At 72.5% G+C, this 17,007-nt stretch carries 14 protein-coding genes; 6 read left to right on the top strand and 8 right to left on the bottom strand.

The window, feature by feature from the left end; all coding sequences use genetic code 11:
- Positions 1-56 precede the first annotated feature (56 nt).
- The 3 genes from ADK52_RS00530 (at position 57) to ADK52_RS39195 (ending at position 3,997) form a co-directional block, all read left to right on the top strand.
- Positions 57-1,595 carry a 3-hydroxyacyl-CoA dehydrogenase gene (locus ADK52_RS00530; protein WP_053687811.1) on the top strand — a complete coding sequence of 513 codons (1,539 nt, stop codon included), beginning with the start codon at positions 57-59 and terminating at the stop codon, positions 1,593-1,595.
- Positions 1,592-2,182: a TetR/AcrR family transcriptional regulator gene (locus tag ADK52_RS00525; RefSeq protein ID WP_030153098.1), complete on the top strand. Its 591-nt coding sequence runs from the start codon at positions 1,592-1,594 to the stop codon at positions 2,180-2,182. The genes ADK52_RS00530 and ADK52_RS00525 overlap by 4 nt, the downstream gene beginning before the upstream one ends.
- A 240-nt stretch (positions 2,183-2,422) precedes the next feature.
- Positions 2,423-3,997: a PKD domain-containing protein gene (locus tag ADK52_RS39195; RefSeq protein ID WP_063783737.1), complete on the top strand. Its 1,575-nt coding sequence runs from the start codon at positions 2,423-2,425 to the stop codon at positions 3,995-3,997.
- A gap of 108 nt (positions 3,998-4,105) precedes the next feature.
- On the opposite strand, the gene ADK52_RS00515 is transcribed toward ADK52_RS39195, so the two are convergent.
- Entirely contained in the window at positions 4,106-4,687 is a 582-nt protein-coding gene (locus ADK52_RS00515; RefSeq protein ID WP_078987760.1) for an Lrp/AsnC family transcriptional regulator, read from the bottom strand.
- Between the two features lie 176 nt (positions 4,688-4,863).
- On the opposite strand from ADK52_RS00515, the gene pdhA reads away from it, so the two are divergent.
- The 3 genes from pdhA to ADK52_RS00500 are packed head-to-tail and all read left to right on the top strand — an operon-like array spanning position 4,864 to position 8,326.
- A complete protein-coding gene (pdhA, locus tag ADK52_RS00510; protein ID WP_053687917.1) occupies positions 4,864-6,000 on the top strand; it encodes a pyruvate dehydrogenase (acetyl-transferring) E1 component subunit alpha in 1,137 nt (378 codons plus the stop codon).
- Between the two features lie 26 nt (positions 6,001-6,026).
- A complete protein-coding gene (locus tag ADK52_RS00505) occupies positions 6,027-6,995 on the top strand; it encodes an alpha-ketoacid dehydrogenase subunit beta (RefSeq protein WP_234343255.1) in 969 nt (322 codons plus the stop codon).
- The gene (locus tag ADK52_RS00500) at positions 6,995-8,326 is read left to right on the top strand and encodes a dihydrolipoamide acetyltransferase family protein (protein ID WP_053687809.1); all 1,332 of its coding nucleotides are present in this window, start codon (positions 6,995-6,997) and stop codon (positions 8,324-8,326) included. The genes ADK52_RS00505 and ADK52_RS00500 overlap by 1 nt, the downstream gene beginning before the upstream one ends.
- A gap of 64 nt (positions 8,327-8,390) precedes the next feature.
- Here the strand turns inward: ADK52_RS00500 and ADK52_RS00495 are convergent, their stop codons facing one another.
- The 7 genes from ADK52_RS00495 to ADK52_RS00465 all read right to left on the bottom strand — a co-directional run bounded on the left by ADK52_RS00495 (position 8,391) and on the right by ADK52_RS00465 (position 17,004).
- Positions 8,391-9,368 carry an NAD(P)H-quinone oxidoreductase gene (locus ADK52_RS00495; RefSeq protein ID WP_053687808.1) on the bottom strand — a complete coding sequence of 326 codons (978 nt, stop codon included), beginning with the start codon at positions 9,366-9,368 and terminating at the stop codon, positions 8,391-8,393.
- Positions 9,369-9,423: 55 nt separating this feature from the next.
- A complete protein-coding gene (locus ADK52_RS00490; RefSeq protein ID WP_053687807.1) occupies positions 9,424-10,524 on the bottom strand; it encodes a potassium channel family protein in 1,101 nt (366 codons plus the stop codon).
- On the bottom strand, positions 10,512-11,819 hold the full coding sequence (locus tag ADK52_RS00485; protein WP_078987758.1) for a molybdopterin molybdotransferase MoeA: 1,308 nt from the start codon (positions 11,817-11,819) through the stop codon (positions 10,512-10,514). Before ADK52_RS00485 ends, ADK52_RS00490 begins: the two co-directional genes overlap by 13 nt.
- Positions 11,816-12,679 (bottom strand): NTP transferase domain-containing protein, encoded by an 864-nt coding sequence (locus ADK52_RS00480; RefSeq protein WP_053687806.1) that lies wholly within the window; start codon positions 12,677-12,679, stop codon positions 11,816-11,818. The genes ADK52_RS00485 and ADK52_RS00480 overlap by 4 nt, the downstream gene beginning before the upstream one ends.
- A gap of 120 nt (positions 12,680-12,799) precedes the next feature.
- Complete coding sequence (locus ADK52_RS00475) at positions 12,800-13,333, bottom strand: bacterial proteasome activator family protein (protein WP_030153082.1); 534 nt, start codon at positions 13,331-13,333, stop codon at positions 12,800-12,802.
- Between the two features lie 93 nt (positions 13,334-13,426).
- Positions 13,427-16,249: an ABC transporter permease gene (locus ADK52_RS00470; RefSeq protein WP_053687805.1), complete on the bottom strand. Its 2,823-nt coding sequence runs from the start codon at positions 16,247-16,249 to the stop codon at positions 13,427-13,429.
- The gene (locus tag ADK52_RS00465) at positions 16,246-17,004 is read right to left on the bottom strand and encodes an ABC transporter ATP-binding protein (RefSeq protein ID WP_053687804.1); all 759 of its coding nucleotides are present in this window, start codon (positions 17,002-17,004) and stop codon (positions 16,246-16,248) included. The genes ADK52_RS00470 and ADK52_RS00465 overlap by 4 nt, the downstream gene beginning before the upstream one ends.
- Between the last annotated feature and the right edge of the window lie 3 nt (positions 17,005-17,007).

Below are 17,007 nucleotides of genomic sequence, written 5' to 3'. Positions count from 1 at the left end.
TCGGGACAAGAGGGCCCGGCGGGCCTGTGGATAACCCGGTGCGGGAGGATCAGGACATGACAGCAATCGAGCGGGCCCGAACTGTGGCGGTCGTCGGCGCCGGCACCATGGGACAGGGCATCGCCCAGGTCGCCCTCCTCGCAGGTCACCGGGTGCTGATCTACGACATCAACGGCACGCTCGCCGCCGGCGGCGTCGGCATCGTCCAGGACCGCGTCGACCGCATGGCCGCCAAGGGCCGCCTCGATCGCACCGAGGCCGAGGACGCGATCGGCCGGATCGAAGCGGCTTCCGCCCTCGCCGACCTCGCGGGCGCCGCGCTCGTCATCGAGGCCGTCGTCGAGGACGTCGCCGTCAAGCGCGCGCTCTTCGAAGCCCTCGAAGAGGTGGTTTCGCCGGACGCCCTGCTGGCCACCAACACCTCCTCCCTCTCCGTGACCGAGCTCGCCGCCGGCCTCGCGCACCCCGGCCGCTTCCTCGGCCTGCACTTCTTCAACCCGGCCCCGCTGCTCCCGCTCGTCGAGGTGGTCAGCGGTTTCGCGACCGACCCGGCCGCCGCCGAGCGCGCGTACGCCACCGTGCTGGGCTGGGGGAAGACGCCGGTCCGCTGCGCCGACACCCCCGGCTTCATCGTCAACCGGATCGCCCGCCCCTTCTACGCCGAGGCCTTCGCGGTGTACGAGGAGCAGGGCGCCGACCCGGCCACCATCGACGCCGTGCTCCGCGAGAGCGGCGGCTTCAAGATGGGCCCGTTCCAGCTGACCGACCTGATCGGCCAGGACGTCAACGAGGCCGTCACCCGCTCCGTGTGGGAGTCGTTCTTCCGGAGCCCCAAGTTCACCCCGTCCCTCGCGCAGCGCCGGCTGGTCCAGTCGGGCCGCCTGGGCCGCAAGTCGGGGCACGGCTGGTTCCCGTACGGCCCGGACGCCGAGGTTCCGGCCCCGCACACCGCCGCTTCCGAGGAGGCCCCGGAGAAGGTCACCGTGGTCGGCGACCTCGGTCCCGCCGCCGGGCTCGTCGAGCTGCTGGAGGAGGCCGGGATCGCGGTCACCTCCACCGAGCACGGGGGCCCGTACATCCAGCTGCCCGGTGAGGGCCAGCTGGTGCTCGCGGACGGCAAGACCTCGATCGAGTTCGCCGACGTCGTCTACTTCGACCTCGCGCTCGACTACCGCGGGGCCACCCGGATCGCGCTCTCCGCCGGCGAGGACACCAGCGAGCGGACCCTCGCCGAGGCGGTCGGCCTGTTCCAGAAGCTCGGCAAGAAGGTCTCCGTCATCGGCGACGTGCCCGGCATGATCGTGGCCCGTACCGTCGCGATGCTGATCGACCTGACCGCCGACGCCGTCGCGCGCGGCGCGGCCACCGCCGAGGACATCGACACGGCGATGCGGCTCGGCGTCAACTACCCGCTGGGCCCGTCCGAATGGCACGACCGGCTCGGCCGCGACTGGGCGTACGACCTGCTGCACCACCTCGACGAGCGCTGTCCCGGCGGCCGCTACGCGCCCTCGCTGGCGCTGTTCAAACTCGGCTACACAGAGGACGAAGAAGGCGAAGAGGGCGAAGACGGCGCGGCGGAGGAGACTGCATGACCACCGCCAAGCGGGACACCTACACCCCCGAGACGCTCCTGTCCGTCGCCGTCCAGGTATTCAACGAGCGCGGGTACGACGGCACCTCCATGGAGCACCTCTCCAAGGCGGCGGGCATCTCGAAGTCCTCGATCTACCACCACGTGGCGGGCAAGGAGGAGCTCTTGCAGCGCGCCGTCAGCCGCGCGCTCGACGGGCTCTTCGCCGTACTGGAGGAGCCGGGCGCGGTACGCGGCCGGGCGGTCGAGCGGGTCGAGTACGTCACGCGCCGCACGGTCGAGGTCCTGGTCGCGGAGCTCCCGTACGTGACGCTGCTGCTGCGGGTACGGGGCAACACCCGGACCGAGCGCTGGGCCCTGGAGCGCCGCCGCGAGTTCGACCACCAGGTCGCGGAACTGCTGAAGGCCGCGGCGGCGGACGGGGACCTGCGGGCGGACGTGGACATCCGGCTGGCCACCCGCCTGCTGTTCGGCATGGTGAACTCGCTGGTGGAGTGGTACCGCCCGCACCCCGGTACGACCGCGGACCAACTGGCCGACGCGGTGGTCCACATGGCCCTGGACGGCCTGCGGACGGTGCGCGGCTAGCTCCCCGCCATGATCCGTACGATCAGGCCGCATATTTTCTGATGAATTGCTGTGCGAACTCTGTACGATGAGCGAGCTTTCGAACGCGTTCAAGCAGTAACAGAAAATGGGGGGCCGGTGCGCAGTCGCCGTCTTGTAGTTTCCGCTGCCGTTGTCGTCGCGGCCAGCGTTGGTTTCATCCCGGGTCTGGCCCAGGCGGCCGGTCCGGCCGGGGGGCCGTCCGCGCCGGTGGCCAAGGGGGTGTCCGCTCCCGGAGCGGACCTGGCCAAGCTCGGTGCGTCCGACGTCAAGACCTTCCACAGCCCGGTCGAGCGCTCGGTCCGCAAGACCCTGCCGGCCACGCAGGGCAAGAACAAGGCCGCCGCGACCGCGCAGGGCGCGGAGACCGCCGCCGCCGGCAATCCGGAGCTGGGCCTCGTCCTCGACGCGAAGAGCGTCTCCGCGCACGGCATCGAGCTGCGGGCCCAGGTCGTCAGCGCCGCGGGCGCCACGCTCAAGATCACCTACGACTGGGGCGACGGCACGACCGACGGCTCCGACGGCTACCCGGGCCAGGAGGTGTCGCTCAAGCACAGCTACGCCGAGCTCGGTGAGTACAAGGTCAAGGTCACCGTGACGGACTCGGTGAACCAGGCCGAGTCCGTCAACGAGCTGCCGCTCTCCACGGTCGGCTCGGACTTCACCCCGTACGCCCCGACCCGCCTCCTGGACACCCGGGAAGGCATCGGAGCCCCGCGGGGCATGGCCCAGGCGTACTCCTCGACCAAGGTGAAGATCGCCGGCAACGGCAAGATCCCGGCGGGCGTCACGGCCGTCGCCCTGAACGTCACCGCGACCAACACCTCGAACCCCGGTCACGTGACGGTGTTCCCCGGTGGCACCACGCGTCCGACGACGTCCAACGTCAACTTCGTGGCCGCGCAGACCGTCCCGAACATGGTGATCGTGCCGGTCGGCAAGGACGGCACCGTCGAGCTCTACAACGGCAGCTGGACGGCGATCGACCTGATCGCGGACATCACGGGCTACTTCACCCGCACCGCGGCCAGCGGCTACACGCCGATGAACCCGGTCCGCGCCGTGGACACCCGCTCCGGCCAGGGCGCGCCCCAGGGCCAGCTCGGCGGCCGCAAGTCCATGGGCGTGCAGCTGGGCGGCTGGTACGTGCCGGGCAACGCCACCGCCGTGGCGCTGAACGTGACCGCCACCAACCCGCGCGAGGACGGCCACCTCACGGCCTACCCGAGCGGTCAGCAGGCCCCGAACACGTCCAACGTGAACTTCAAGGCCAAGCAGACCGTCGCCAACTCGGTGATCGTCCCCGTCGGTGCCGACGGCAAGGTCAACATCTTCAACGGCGCCTGGGCGGGCACCGACGTCATCGTCGACGTCGTCGGCTACTACAGCCCGGACAGCTCCGGGGCCTTCATGCCCCTCGCGCCGCGCCGCAAGCTCGACACCCGCGCCTGGGGCCACGGCCCGATGTACGCCCGCGGCTACATCTGGATGCCGATCTCCACGGACGAGGAGGGCATCGCGGGGTACGTCCTGAACACGACGGTGACCAACACGAAGCAGGACGGGTTCCTGTCGGTCGCCCCGGACCCGAACCACCCGGAGCAGTACGGCAACGACACCGCGGTCACCCCGGCGCGGCCCACGTCGTCGACCCTCAACTGGACGGCCGGCCAGACCGTCCCGAACCTGGTCCAGGCGAGCTCCGGCGGCGTCAACGGCGTCGTCGACTTCTGGAACCAGAGCTGGGACACCACGGACCTGATCGTCGACATGTTCGGCTACTACGAGACCAAGTAACCGCTTAACCGGCCTCGTACGGAGCCCCGGGACGGCCCTCACGGCCCCTCCCGGGGCTCTTCCGTGCCCGGCGGGGTCCGGGGCGGTTTCCGGGCGGTTCCGGGCCCGCTACTCCTCGGAGATCGCCGGGGAGCCGTTCGGGCCGGGAGCGGAATCGAGCAGATCCGTTTCCTCGAACACCAGCAGGGTGCGGGTCGACAGGACCTCCGGGATGGACTGGAGGCGGGTCAGGACCAGCTCGCGCAGCGTCCGGTTGTCCGGGGTGTGAACCAGCAGCAGGACGTCGAAATCACCGCTGACCAGGGCGATGTGGGCCGCTCCCGGGAGCTCGCGGAGCTTCTCGCGGACCGTGCGCCAGGAGTTCTGGACGATCTTCAGGGTGATGTACGCGGAGGCGCCCTGGCCCGCTCTTTCATGGTTGACGCGGGCCGTGAACCCGCGGATCACGCCATCGTCGATCAGCCGGTTGATCCGGGCGTAGGCGTTCGCGCGCGAGACGTGGACCTGCTCGGCCACCGACCGTATCGACGCGCGGCCGTCCGCCTGGAGCAGACGCATGATCGAACGGTCGATGGGATCAAGGGGGCGCGGCGGGGTCGGAGGGGTCTGTGGGGCCGAAGGCGCACCGCCCGGCGGCACCGGCGCGGAACCCGGCGTGGAACCCGGTGCGGCCATTTGTTCATCCGGCATTGCCCACTGCCTCCCTCTCCTGGACGTCCTGCACCCATCCCAGGGCCCCGGCGCCACTTTGTCCACAGCCTGGAGCCGCCTGTAGCCAAATTGCGCCATCGACCGAACAATCGGTTGGTGAGGCGCCTCACAGCCGAGTCGCCCTGCCCGCTTCCCACGAGGAGGTGTACGCCGCCATGACGGTCCAAGAGCTGCCCGGTGCCGGTGCATCCCACCGCTCCACCCCGCCGCCCGCCTGGAGGCCCCGTACGGATGCCGCCCCGCTGCTCCCGGACCCCGAGCCGTACCGGGTGCTGGGCACGCCGGCCGCCGAGAAGCTCGACCCCGAGCTGATGCGCCGCTGCTACGCCGAGCTGGTGCGCGGCCGCCGGTACAACGCCCAGGCCACCGCCCTCACCCGGCAGGGCCGACTGGCCGTGTACCCCTCCACCGTCGGCCAGGAGGCCTGCGAGATCGCGGCCGCCCTGGTCCTGGAGGAGCAGGACTGGCTCTTCCCGAGCTACCGCGACACCCTCGCGGCCGTGGCACGAGGGCTGGACCCCGTCCAGGCGCTCACCCTGCTGCGCGGCGACTGGCACACCGGGTACGACCCGCGCGAGTACCGGATCGCCCCGCTGAGCACCCCGCTCGCCACCCAGCTGCCGCACGCGGTCGGCCTGGCGCACGCGGCCCGCCTGCGCGGCGACGACGTGGTCGCACTCGCCCTGGTGGGCGACGGCGGCACCAGCGAGGGCGATTTCCACGAGGCGCTGAACTTCGCGGCCGTCTGGCAGGCCCCGGTGGTCTTCCTCGTCCAGAACAACGGCTTCGCGATATCGGTACCGCTGGCCAAGCAGACCGCCGCCCCCACCCTGGCCCACAAGGCCGTCGGGTACGGGATGCCCGGCCGCCTCGTCGACGGCAACGACATCGCCGCCGTGCACGAGGTGCTGTCCGAGGCCGTCCGGCGGGCCCGGGCCGGCGGCGGACCGACGCTGATCGAGGCGGTCACGTACCGCATCGAGGCCCACACGAACGCCGACGACGCGACCCGCTACCGCGGTGACGCCGAGGTCGAGGCATGGAAGGCACACGACCCGGTGGATCTGCTGGAGCGCGAGCTGACCGCCCGCGGAATGCTGGACGAGGCGGGCATCCAGGAGGCCAAGGACGCCGCCGAGGCGATGGCCGCGACCCTGCGCGAGCGGATGAACGCCGAGCCCGTGCTCGACCCGATGGACCTGTTCGAAAACGTCTACGCGGAGCAGACCGGCCGGCTCCGCGAGCAGGCGGAGATGCTGCGCGCCGAGCTCGACGCGGAGGAGCAGTCGTGACCACGGTGGCCGTGAAGCCGGCGACGATGGCGCAGGCCCTGCAGCGGGCCATGCGCGACGCGATGGCGGAGGACCCGACGGTCCACGTCATGGGCGAGGACGTCGGCACGCTGGGCGGGGTCTTCCGGATCACGGACGGCCTCGCGAAGGAGTTCGGCGAGGAGCGCTGCACGGACACCCCGCTCGCGGAGGCCGGGATCCTGGGCGCCGCGGTCGGCATGGCCATGTACGGGCTGCGGCCGGTCGTGGAGATGCAGTTCGACGCGTTCGCGTACCCGGCGTTCGAGCAGCTGATCTCGCACGTGGCGAAGATGCGCAACCGGACGCGCGGCGCGATGCCGCTCCCGATCACCATCCGGGTGCCGTACGGCGGCGGGATCGGCGGGGTGGAGCACCACAGCGACTCCTCCGAGGCGTACTACGTGGCCACCCCCGGCCTGCACGTGGTGACCCCGGCGACCGTCGAGGACGCGTACGGGCTGCTGCGCGCGTCGATCGCGAGCGACGACCCGGTGGTCTTCCTGGAGCCGAAGCGGCTGTACTGGTCGAAGGCGGAGTGGAACCCGGCGACGCCGGCCGCCGTGCCGGGGATCGGGAAGGCACTCGTCCGGCGTACCGGCACGAGCGCCACGCTGATCACGTACGGGCCCTCGCTGCCGGTGTGCCTGGAGGCGGCCGAGGCGGCGCGCGAGGAGGGCTGGGACCTGGAGGTCGTGGACCTGCGCTCGCTCGTCCCGTTCGACGAGGAGACGGTCGTGGCGTCCGTACGCCGCACGGGGCGCGCGGTGGTGGTCCACGAGGCGAACGGCTTCGGCGGACCGGGCGCGGAGCTCGTCGCCCGCATCCAGGAGAAGTGCTTCCACCACCTGGAGGCGCCGGTGCTGCGGGTGACGGGCTTCGACATCCCGTACCCGCCGCCGATGCTGGAGAAGCACCATCTGCCCGGTGTGGACCGGATCCTGGACACCGTGGCCCGCCTGCAGTGGGAGAACTGATGCCGCAGGTAATGGAGTTCAAGCTCCCCGACCTCGGGGAGGGACTGACCGAGGCCGAGATCGTCCGCTGGCTGGTGGCGGTGGGCGACGTCGTCGCCATCGACCAGCCGGTGGTCGAGGTCGAGACGGCCAAGGCGATGGTGGAGGTGCCGTGCCCGTACGGCGGTGTGGTCACCGCCAGGTTCGGGGAGGAGGGCACGGAACTCCCCGTCGGAGCACCGCTGATCACGGTGGCGGTGGGTGCGGGGGCGGCCCCGGAGGCGGAGCCCGAGGATTCCGGCTCGGGCAACGTCCTGGTCGGCTACGGGACGGACCACTCGCGTACGGCGCGTCGGAGGCGGGTGCGACCTGGCTCCGCAGCGCCGGCTGGTGCCGCTGCTCCCGCACCCGCTCCCATCGCGACCGCTCCCCCGGCGACCGCTCCCGTCGCCACCGCTCCCCTTGCGACCGGTCCCGTCGCCGTGATCTCGCCGCTCGTGCGCAAGCTGGCGCGGGACCACGGGATCGACCTGCGCGGGCTGAGCGGATCCGGACCCGAGGGGCTGATCCTGCGCTCGGACGTGGAGGCGGCGCTCCGGGCGCCGGAGCCGGCTCCCGTCGCCGCCCCTGGCGCCCTTGGCGCCCCCGCGGCGGCCGCGCCGGCGGGCGAGCGGGTGCCGCTGAAGGGCCTGCGGGGCGTGGTGGCCGAGAAGCTGTCGCGCAGCCGCCGGGAGATCCCGGACGCCACGTGCTGGGTCGACGCCGATGCGACCGAGCTGATGGCGGCCCGGGCCGCGATGAACGCCGTGGGCGGCCCGAAGATCTCGGTGCTGGCGCTGCTGGCCCGGATCTGCACGGCCGCGCTGGCGAAGTACCCCGAGCTCAACTCGACCGTGGACCTCGCGGCGAACGAGATCGTACGGCTGCCGTCCGTGCACCTGGGCTTCGCGGCGCAGACGGAGCGCGGGCTGGTGGTCCCGGTGGTCCGGGACGCGCAGGCCCGCAACCCGGAGTCGCTGTCGGCGGAGTTCGCCCGTCTGACCGAGCTCGCCCGGGCCGGGAAACTGGCCCCGGCCGACCTCACCGGGGGCACGTTCACCCTGAACAACTACGGGGTGTTCGGTGTGGACGGCTCGACGCCGATCATCAACCACCCGGAGGCGGCCATGCTCGGCGTCGGCCGGATCATGGCGAAGCCGTGGGTCCACCAGGGTGAGCTGGCGGTCCGCCAGGTCGTCCAGCTGTCCCTGACGTTCGACCACCGGGTCTGCGACGGCGGTACGGCGGGCGGCTTCCTCCGCTACGTGGCGGACTGCGTCGAGTCCCCGGCCGTGCTGCTGCGTTCGCTGTAACGGGTGCCGGTCGGGCCTCCCTCCCCGGGTGGGGAGGGAGGCCCGATGAGCGGGGACCGGCCGTTCAGGTGGTCAGCAGGAGCTTGCCCACGTGGGTGCTGGATTCCATCGTGCGGTGGGCCTCGGGCGCTTCGTGCATCGGGAACGACCCGTGGACCACCGGGTTCACCCGGCCCGTGGCCACCAGCGGCCAGACGTGTTCCCGTACGGCGGCGACGATGGCCGCCTTCTCCTCCAGCGGGCGCGCCCGCAGGGAGGTGGCGGTGATGGCCGCCCGCTTCGCCAGCAGCGCGCCCAGGTTGAGCTCCGCCTTCACCCCGCCCTGGAGCCCGATCACCGCGAGCCGGCCGTTCACGGCCAGCGCGTCCAGGTTCCGTGCCAGGTACTTCGCGCCCATGATGTCCAGGATCACGTCCGCCCCGGCGCCGCCCGTCGCGGCCCGCAGCTCCGCCACGAAGTCCTGCTCGCGGTAGTCGATCAGGATGTCCGCGCCCAGCTCCTTGCAGCGGGCCAGTTTCTCCGGGCCGCCCGCGGTCACCGCCACCGTGGCGCCCACCGCCTTCGCCAGCTGGATCGCCATCGTGCCGATGCCGCTGGAGCCGCCGTGCACCAGCAGCGTCTCGCCGGGGCGCAGGCCCGCCACCATGAACACGTTCGACCACACCGTGCAGACCACCTCGGGCAGTGCCGCCGCCGTGACCAGGTCCACGCCGGCCGGGACCGGCAGCAGCTGGCCCGCCGGGACGGCCACGCGCTCCGCGTACCCGCCGCCGCCGAGCAGGGCGCACACCTCGTCGCCCACCGCCCAGCCGGACACCCCCGGGCCGAGGGCGGCGATCCGCCCCGAGCACTCCAGGCCGGGGTAGGGGGAGGCGCCGGGCGGGGGATCGTAGAACCCCTGGCGCTGGAGGATGTCGGCGCGGTTCACGGCGCTCGCCGCGACGTCGACGAGGACCTCGCCCTCGCCGGCCACCGGATCGGGTACCTCGGCCCAGACGAGGGCCTCGGGGCCGCCGGGCTGTTCGATGGTGATCGCATGCATGGCCCGGAGGGTACGCCAACTCCGCGGCGGGTTCGCCAGGCCGTCTCTTCCGGGCCTAGTCCGCCGGCCCCAGCGTCACCTTCGGCGAAGAGGGCGGCGCCGCCCGCACGATGGTGATGAGACGGTCCGTCAGCTGGAGCGGGCTCGCGTGCGGGTCGTCGTACCCGAGCAGCCGGTGGCCGCGCAACACGCTCACCACCAGGTCCTCCATCTCCCGTACGCCCTTGCCGACCTCGGCCTTGCGCACGGGCCGCTCGATCAGGTCCAGTCCGCTGCCCTGGTGGATCAGGTCCTCCATCACCGTGCCCGCGCTCGGGCTCAGCACCGAGAGTCCCAGCAGCCGGCCGGCGGCGCTCGCGCTCGTGATGACGGCATCCGCGCCGGACTGGCGCAGCAGCGGCGCGTTCTCCTCCTCGCGGACCGCCGCGACGATCTTCGCTCCGCGGTTCATCTGCCGCGCCGTCAGCGTGACCAGTACGGCCGTGTCGTCCCGCTGCGTGGCGATGACGATCTGACGGGCCTTCTGGAGCTCGGCGCGGAGCAGGACATCGGAGCGCGTGGCATCGCCGACCACTCCGGTGAAGCCCTCCGCGTTGGCCGTGTCGATCACCTTGGCGCTCGGGTCCACGATGACGACCTGGTCCTTGTGGAGGCCGGTGGCCAGCAGCGTCTGCAGGGCGGAGCGGCCCTTGGTGCCGAAGCCGACGACGACCGTGTGCTCACGCAAGTTCTTCCTCCAGCGGTTCAGCCGCCACTCTTCCCGGGTCTTCTCGGTCAGGACCTCCAGTGTGGTTCCGACCAGGATGATCAGGAACAGCACGCGCAGGGGAGTGATCAGCAGGATGTTGGTCAGTCGTGCGCTGTCGCTGTAGGGGACGATGTCGCCGTAGCCGGTCGTCGACAGGGTCACCGTGGCGTAGTAGACGCAGTCGAGGAAGTCGACCTGCTCGTTGGCGTTGTCGTGGTACCCGTCGCGGTCGAGCCACACGATCAGGACCGTCAGGAACAGCACGAACAGGGCCATCAGCAGGCGTTTGCCGACCTGCCGGAGCGGCTTCTCCACGACGCGCCTGGGCAGTTTGATGCGCCGTGAGACGAGTTTCTCGTCGGCGCCGCGGGCCATCGCGTCGTGGCCGTGAAGTTTCACGTGAAACATCCCCCGGAGACCCACGGCAGATCCAGGATCTCCAGGTCCTGTCCGTCGCGCGCGCCGTGCGGCGGTACGACGGCCAGCCCGTCGGCGGCGGCCACGCCGCGCAGCATCGCGGGACCGTTGTAGCGCAGCGGTACGGCGTGCTCGTCGGTCAGCAGGACGGGCACGAGCCGGGTGTCGTACGGGTGGCCGGGTACGTCGCCCTGCACCGGGACCGTGTACCGGGGCCGCTGGCGGCGGCCGGCCAGGGCGCGCAGCAGCGGTTCGGCGAGGGTCAGCAGCCCGGAGACGGCGGCGAGCGGGTTGCCGGGCAGGCCGACCAGGTGGCGGCCGTCCGTGCGGTCGCCGAGCCGGGCCAGCAGCATGGGGTGCCCGGGGCGTACGGCGACCCCGTCGACCAGCAGCTCGGCGCCGGCCTCCCGCAGGACGGGATGGACGTGGTCGACGGGGCCGGAGGCGGTGCCGCCGGTGGTGATGACCAGGTCGGCGTCCGAGTCGGTGACGGCGGCCAGCAGGGCCTTGGCTCCGGCCGGGTCGTCGCCGAGCCGCCGGGTGGCGGTGACCTCGGCGCCGAGCCGGGTGAGCCAGGGGCCGAGCATGGGGCTGAGGGCGTCCCGGATCAGGCCGTCGTGCGGGCGGCCTTCGGTGAGCAGCTCGTCCCCGAGTACCAGGATCTCGACGCGGGGCCGGGGCCGGGTGGTGAGCTCGTCGTACCCGGCGGCCGCCGCGAGGCCCAGGACGGCGGGGGTGACGAGGGAGCCGGCGGGCAGCAGCAGGTCGCCGGAGCGGCATTCCTGGCCGCGCGGGCGGATGTCCTGGCCGGTGAGGACGGCCCGGTCGGCATGGAGCTGGGTGCCGGACTCGCGCGAGTGCTCGCTGCGGATCACGGCGGTGGTGTCGGCGGGGACCCGGGCGCCGGTGGCGATCCGTACGGCCTCGCCGTCGGCCAGCGGCTCGGGGCGGTCGGAGCCGGCCAGCACCCCGCCGCCGGGGCGGACGGTCCAGGGGCCGGGGCCGGCGACGGCCCAGCCGTCCATGGCGGAACTGTCGAAGGACGGCAGGTCGGTGAGCGCGTCCAGGGACTGGGCCAGCACCTCGCCGAGCGCGTCGGCGAGGGGGACCCGGTGGGTGCGGGGCCGGATGCCGGAGCCCGCGTGGACGGCGGCCTCCCGGGCCTTGGGCCAGGAGGCGGCGCGGTGGCCGCCGCCGGAGGCCTCGGCGGAGCGGGGGTCGCGGCTGACCAGGGCCAGGGCCTCGTCGAGGGCCCGGAGGGCGTGGTCGGCGTCGGTGGGGGTCATCCTGAGCCGTTCTCTCGGGCCTCGGCCTCGGCTTCGGCGGCCCAGCGCAGGGCCAGGTCGGCGGCCTTGCGGGAGGCCTCGGCTACTGCGGTGGCGGGGTCGGCACCGGTGGCTTCGGCCCGGGCGGCCGCGTAGCCGACCAGGAAGGTGGTCAGGGGGGCGGCGGGCCGGGCGACGCCGTGTGCGGCGTCACGGGCGAGGTCGAGCAGGATCTTGGTGTCGACGGGGAGGTCGATGCCCAGCTCGGTCTTGACGGCGGTGATCCATTGGTCCAGCACGCTTCCATGCTCCCTGATCCGGGCTCGGGCGACCGCGAGATCCTCCCAGGTGTCGCAGTCGAAGGAGGCGAGTGGCGCGGAATCCGTCACTTTGGCCAGGTCGAGATCGGCGGTGAGGGCGCGCAGGGGGAGGCCGGAGAGGGTGCCGTGCTCGGTCGCCAGGAGCGCGATCTCGCGGCGCAGGGGTTCGGCCCGGTAGGCGGCGACGAGGGGCTGGTCGCGGCCGGTGGGGTCGCGCAGCAGGGCGCCGTCGCCTCCGGTGGAGTCCAGCAGCGTCCGGACCGTGGCCCGGTCGAGGAACGGCAGGTCGGCGGAGAGGACGAGGACCAGCTCGGCGGTGGTCGCGCGCAGGCCGGCGTCCAGGGCGGCGACGGGTCCGGCGCCGGGCGGGTCCTCCCGGGTCCAGCGGACCGGGCGGGCGGTGGGGCGGCGGCCGCCGACCACGACGGTGGTGGCGGCGTCGGCGCAGGCGTCCAGGACGCGGTCGAGGAGCGCGCGCCCGCCGACGTGGAGGGCGGGTTTGTCCGCGCCGCCGAGTCGTCTCGCGGCGCCGCCGGCCAGGACGATCGCGTCGTAGGTCATACCCCCGAGTATGCGCGGCCCATGTCCCCTGGGGGGAGCTGCACTTACCAGGTGCTCAAACGGGACCGGGGTCCCGGGGCTCGTGCCCCCGGGACCCCGGGTCTCATGTCACATCGGCGCTTACAGGTACGGTCCGGAGCGGATGGCGCCGTGGCCGTCTTCCTCGTCCGTCGGGGCGCCCGGCGGGAGGGCGCGGCGCATCTGTTCCAGCTGGGCCCGCGCGGCCATCTGCTGCGCGAACAACGCCGTCTGGATGCCGTGGAACAGGCCCTCCAGCCAGCCCACCAACTGGGCCTGGGCGATCCGCAGTTCCGCCTCGGAAGGGATCGCCTCCTCGGTGAAGGGGAGCGACAGGCGCTCCAGTTCCTCCACCAGTTCGGGAGCCAGACCGTCCTCCAGCTCCTTCACGGACGCTGCGTGGATGTCCTTCAGACGGACCCGGCTGGCCTCGTCCAGAGGTGCGGCGCGGACCTCTTCCAGAAGTTGCTTGATCATGCTGCCGATCCGCATGACCTTGGCGGGCTGTTCGACCATCTCCGTCACCGGGACCTCGCGCGACTCGTCATCGGCGCCGCCGACCGGCATCCCGTCCTGTCCCACGATCAGGCCGTGCGGGGGGCTGTCCTGCGACCGTTCACTCCTCGGCATCTCCATGCCGTCATTCTCTCGCACACCGTCTTACTCACACGGTGTGCCCCCGTACGGGCGTGATCCACCCTGTACGGGGGCGAGAACGCACAGTGACCGTCAGCCCGCCTCGCGCCGCGCCATGGCGCCGCTGGACTTGGTGACCAGGGCGGCCAACAGGGCCGCGCCCAGCGGGACCACGACGAGCAGCCCGCCGAGGGTCTCCCACGGCACCGCGATCGGCACGTACAGCGCGTCTTTCGCGTCGCCGGCCATCTCCATGAGGTGTTCCGTCTCCCGCCGCTGGACCATCCGCAGGCCGACCGCCGGCAGGATGCCCGCCGCCGAGCCCAGGACCACGCCCATCAGGGCCACCACCCCGCACTGGAAGCCGCTGAGTGTGCGCCGCACCCGCGGAGGGGCGCCGACCGCCGCCAGGGTCTTCAGATCGGCCTCGGCATCGGCCTGCGCGAGTCCGGTGGCGATGCCGGCCGCGCCGATGGTGACCAGGCCCGCGAAGAGGGTCAGAGCCAGCATCGTGATGTCGGCCTGGGCCTGGTAGCCGGCCTCGATGGTGACGGGGGCCTCCACCCCGATCTGGTCGATCCGCGCGGCCACCCGCTGCTTCTGCCGGCTGGTGGCCGTGCCGTCCAGGGTGAAGTACGAGGCGAACGGCAGGGTGGTCAGTCCGGCGCTCTTGGCCGTGCCGGGCGGCAGGACGAGCTCCAGGCCGTACCCCTCGGCGGTGTCGGGAGTCTGATGGACGGCGAAGACCTTGTCCTCCCCCTTCGGGTCGACCCCCGGCTCGAAGACGTCTTGCTTGTTGTCGATCAGGCGGACGGTGACCTTGCCGTCCTTGACGTTGCGCTTGTCGAAGGAGACGCCCTTGCCCTCCTTCAGGGCGGACACCGCGCCCGGATCGGTGACCGCGAGCGCCGCCATCAGCTTCTCGTCGGCGACGACCACGGCGAACTGCACGGAGTGCCGGTTGTACGTGCACCGCGGGTCCTTGCGCAGCGTCTTCTTCTCCGCGGGGCTGAACGAGTCGATCCCGTCCTTGGCCTCGTAGAGCGGGCAGCGCTGCTCCTTGGGCCGCATGATCTCGGCCCGGCCGCAGCCTTCGGGGCCGGTGAAGCGCTCGCAGCCGGGCTTGCCGTACGAGATGTAGTCCACGTCCGCCCGTACGGAGAGCGGGAGTTCCTGTGTCAGGGCCTCGCGGACGGCGGGCATGTCCTTGCTGCGGCCGAGCTCGTGGATCGACACCACCCCGGCGCCGTCCGGGAGATCGGCGATGTACTCGTGGCGGGCCTGGATCTCCGCACTGTGCTGGTACGTGGCCACCGCGACGGTTCCGGCGACGGCGGCCAGTACGGCGGCCACGGCGGGAGCCGTACGGCCCCGGTTGCGTACGGCGTCGCGCAGCGCGAGCCGCGGCGACAGCGGCAGCCAGCGCCCGAGCCGCCCGAACAGGCCGACCAGCACCGGGGTGAGGGCGACGATGCCGAGCTCGGCGATGGCGCTGCCGCCCGCGACGACGGTGGAGCCCATCCGGGAGGCCGTGCCGTAGAGGGCGATCGCGGCGCCGGCGGCGAGGGCGATCAGGCCGAGGACGGGCAGCACCCGGTTGGCCCGGCGGACCCCGCGACGGCCGGTCAGCGAGGCCAGCACGGTCTGCCGGGAGGCCGTGACGGCCGGGGCGACCGCGGCCAGCAGGCCGGTCACGACGGCGAGCAGGGCGATGCCGAGGATCTCCAGGGGGCGCAGCGTGAAGCCGCCGAAGCGGGCGCCGAGATACTCCTCCAGCACCGGCCGCAGCCCCACGGTGAGGGCGATGCCGATGACGGTGCCGGTGACGGCGGCCGCGGCCCCGATGACGAGGCCGCCGGAGAGCACGATGGCCCGGATGTGGCGCCGGTCGCCGCCGTTGGCGCCGACCAGGCCGAGCTGGCGGCGCGAGCGCCGGGCGCCGACCGCGAACGCGGGTCCGGCCAGCAGGCAGATCTCCAGCATCGCGAGGCCGACGACCGTGGCCAGGACGGCCACTTCGGTGGCCGGGAGCCCGTTGTCCGGCTGGTAGTAGCCGAGTTCTTTCTGCTGGACGATGTACGGCACGTCGGACTCGGCGGGCGGGTCGAGCTGCACGGCGCGGGAGACGACCTGCACGCTCTTCGTATTGAGCGCCTTGACCATGTTCCACGTGAAACCATCGCCGCCGATCTTCACCAGGTAGGTGTCGGTGGCGACCACTCCGGGGACCCCGGCGGCCTGGAAGGCCTTGTCGAGCGGGGCCAGCAGGGTGCCGGGCGGGGCGAGGATCTCGGTCTTGTTGAGGTCGGAGGGCAGCTCGTACGCGCCCACGATCCGGTACCAGGTGTCCGAGCCGCGCGCGCGGAACTCGGAGCCCACGAAGAACCCGGACTCCTTCAGGAAGGCGGTCGTGGTGACGACCTCGCCCGCCTCCTGGGCCAGCCGGCCGCGCTTCATCTCGATCATGCCCTTGACCAGCGGGCTGGCCGCGTCGATCTCCCGCAGATCGGTTTCCAACAGGCCGTACCGCGTACGGATCTTGCTGTGCGCCGTACTGTCCTTGAGGGACTGGGCGCCCGCCGGGATCGCGGAGGTCAGGAGCCGGGGATCCTTCTCGGACCGGGGGTTGTACTTGTCGTAGCCGCCGACGGGCGTGGAGTTCCTGCCCTCGACGTCCTGGTAGACGGGCCCGCTCAGCTCCGAGTCCTTCAGCCGGGCGTCGGCCGCGCCGATCGCACGGGAGACCTTCTGCTCGGGGGAGAGCTGGGCGCTGCGCGTGGTGAGGTCGGCGGCGCTCACGCCGACGATCGGCAGGGCGATCATCGCGAGGACGAGGGCGCTGCGGCCCTTGGCGCGCCAGGCGTCGCGGCGGGCGATCCGGATGGCCGCGATCCACCCGTGGTACGAGGACTTCACCGGCCGGCCTGCCCGGAGAGCAGGGAATCGGCCTCGCTGCGCAGGGTCTCGTCGACCACGCTGCCGTCGCGCAGGAAGACCACGCGGTCCGCCCAGGCGGCGAACCGCGGTTCGTGGGTGACGAGGATGCCGGCGGCGCCCGCGTCGCAGCGCGAGCGCAGCAGGGCGAGGACGGATTCGCCGGTCTCGGAGTCGAGCGCGCCGGTGGGCTCGTCCGCGAGGACCAGGCGGCGGTCGCCGACAAGGGCGCGGGCGATGGCCACGCGCTGCTGCTGGCCGCCGGACATCTCGTCGGGGAAGCGGTCGGCGAGCTGCCCGAGGCCCATCTCCTCCAGGGCGGCCAGCGCCGAGACGCGGGCCTTGCGGGCGGAGGTCCCGTCGAGTTCCCGGGGCAGTGCCACGTTCTCGGCGGCGGTGAGGGCCGGGATCAGGTTGTAGTCCTGGAAGACGTACCCGATGCTGCGGCGGCGCAGCGCGGCCAGCTGCTTGCGGCTCGCGGTGGTGATGTCGGTGCCCTCGACGATGACGTGGCCGCTGGTGGGCGTGTCGAGCCCGCCGGCCAGGGTCAGCAGCGTGGACTTGCCGGAACCGGAGGGGCCCATGACGGCGACGAGTTCGCCGGGGTAGACGGACAGGTCGATGCCGCGCAGGGCGTGCACCTCGGTGGCGCCGCTGCCGTGCGTGCGGACGAGCTTTTGGAGCTGGAGCACCGGCCGTTCGGACGGTATGTGGGGTGCGGACTGCTGGTCGGGCATGGA

It is taken from the genome of Streptomyces sp. WM6372 (assembly GCF_001279655.1).
In the GTDB taxonomy this organism is placed as follows: Bacteria; Actinomycetota; Actinomycetes; order Streptomycetales; family Streptomycetaceae; genus Streptomyces.
This window is presented reverse-complemented; position numbering and strand designations above follow the sequence as displayed.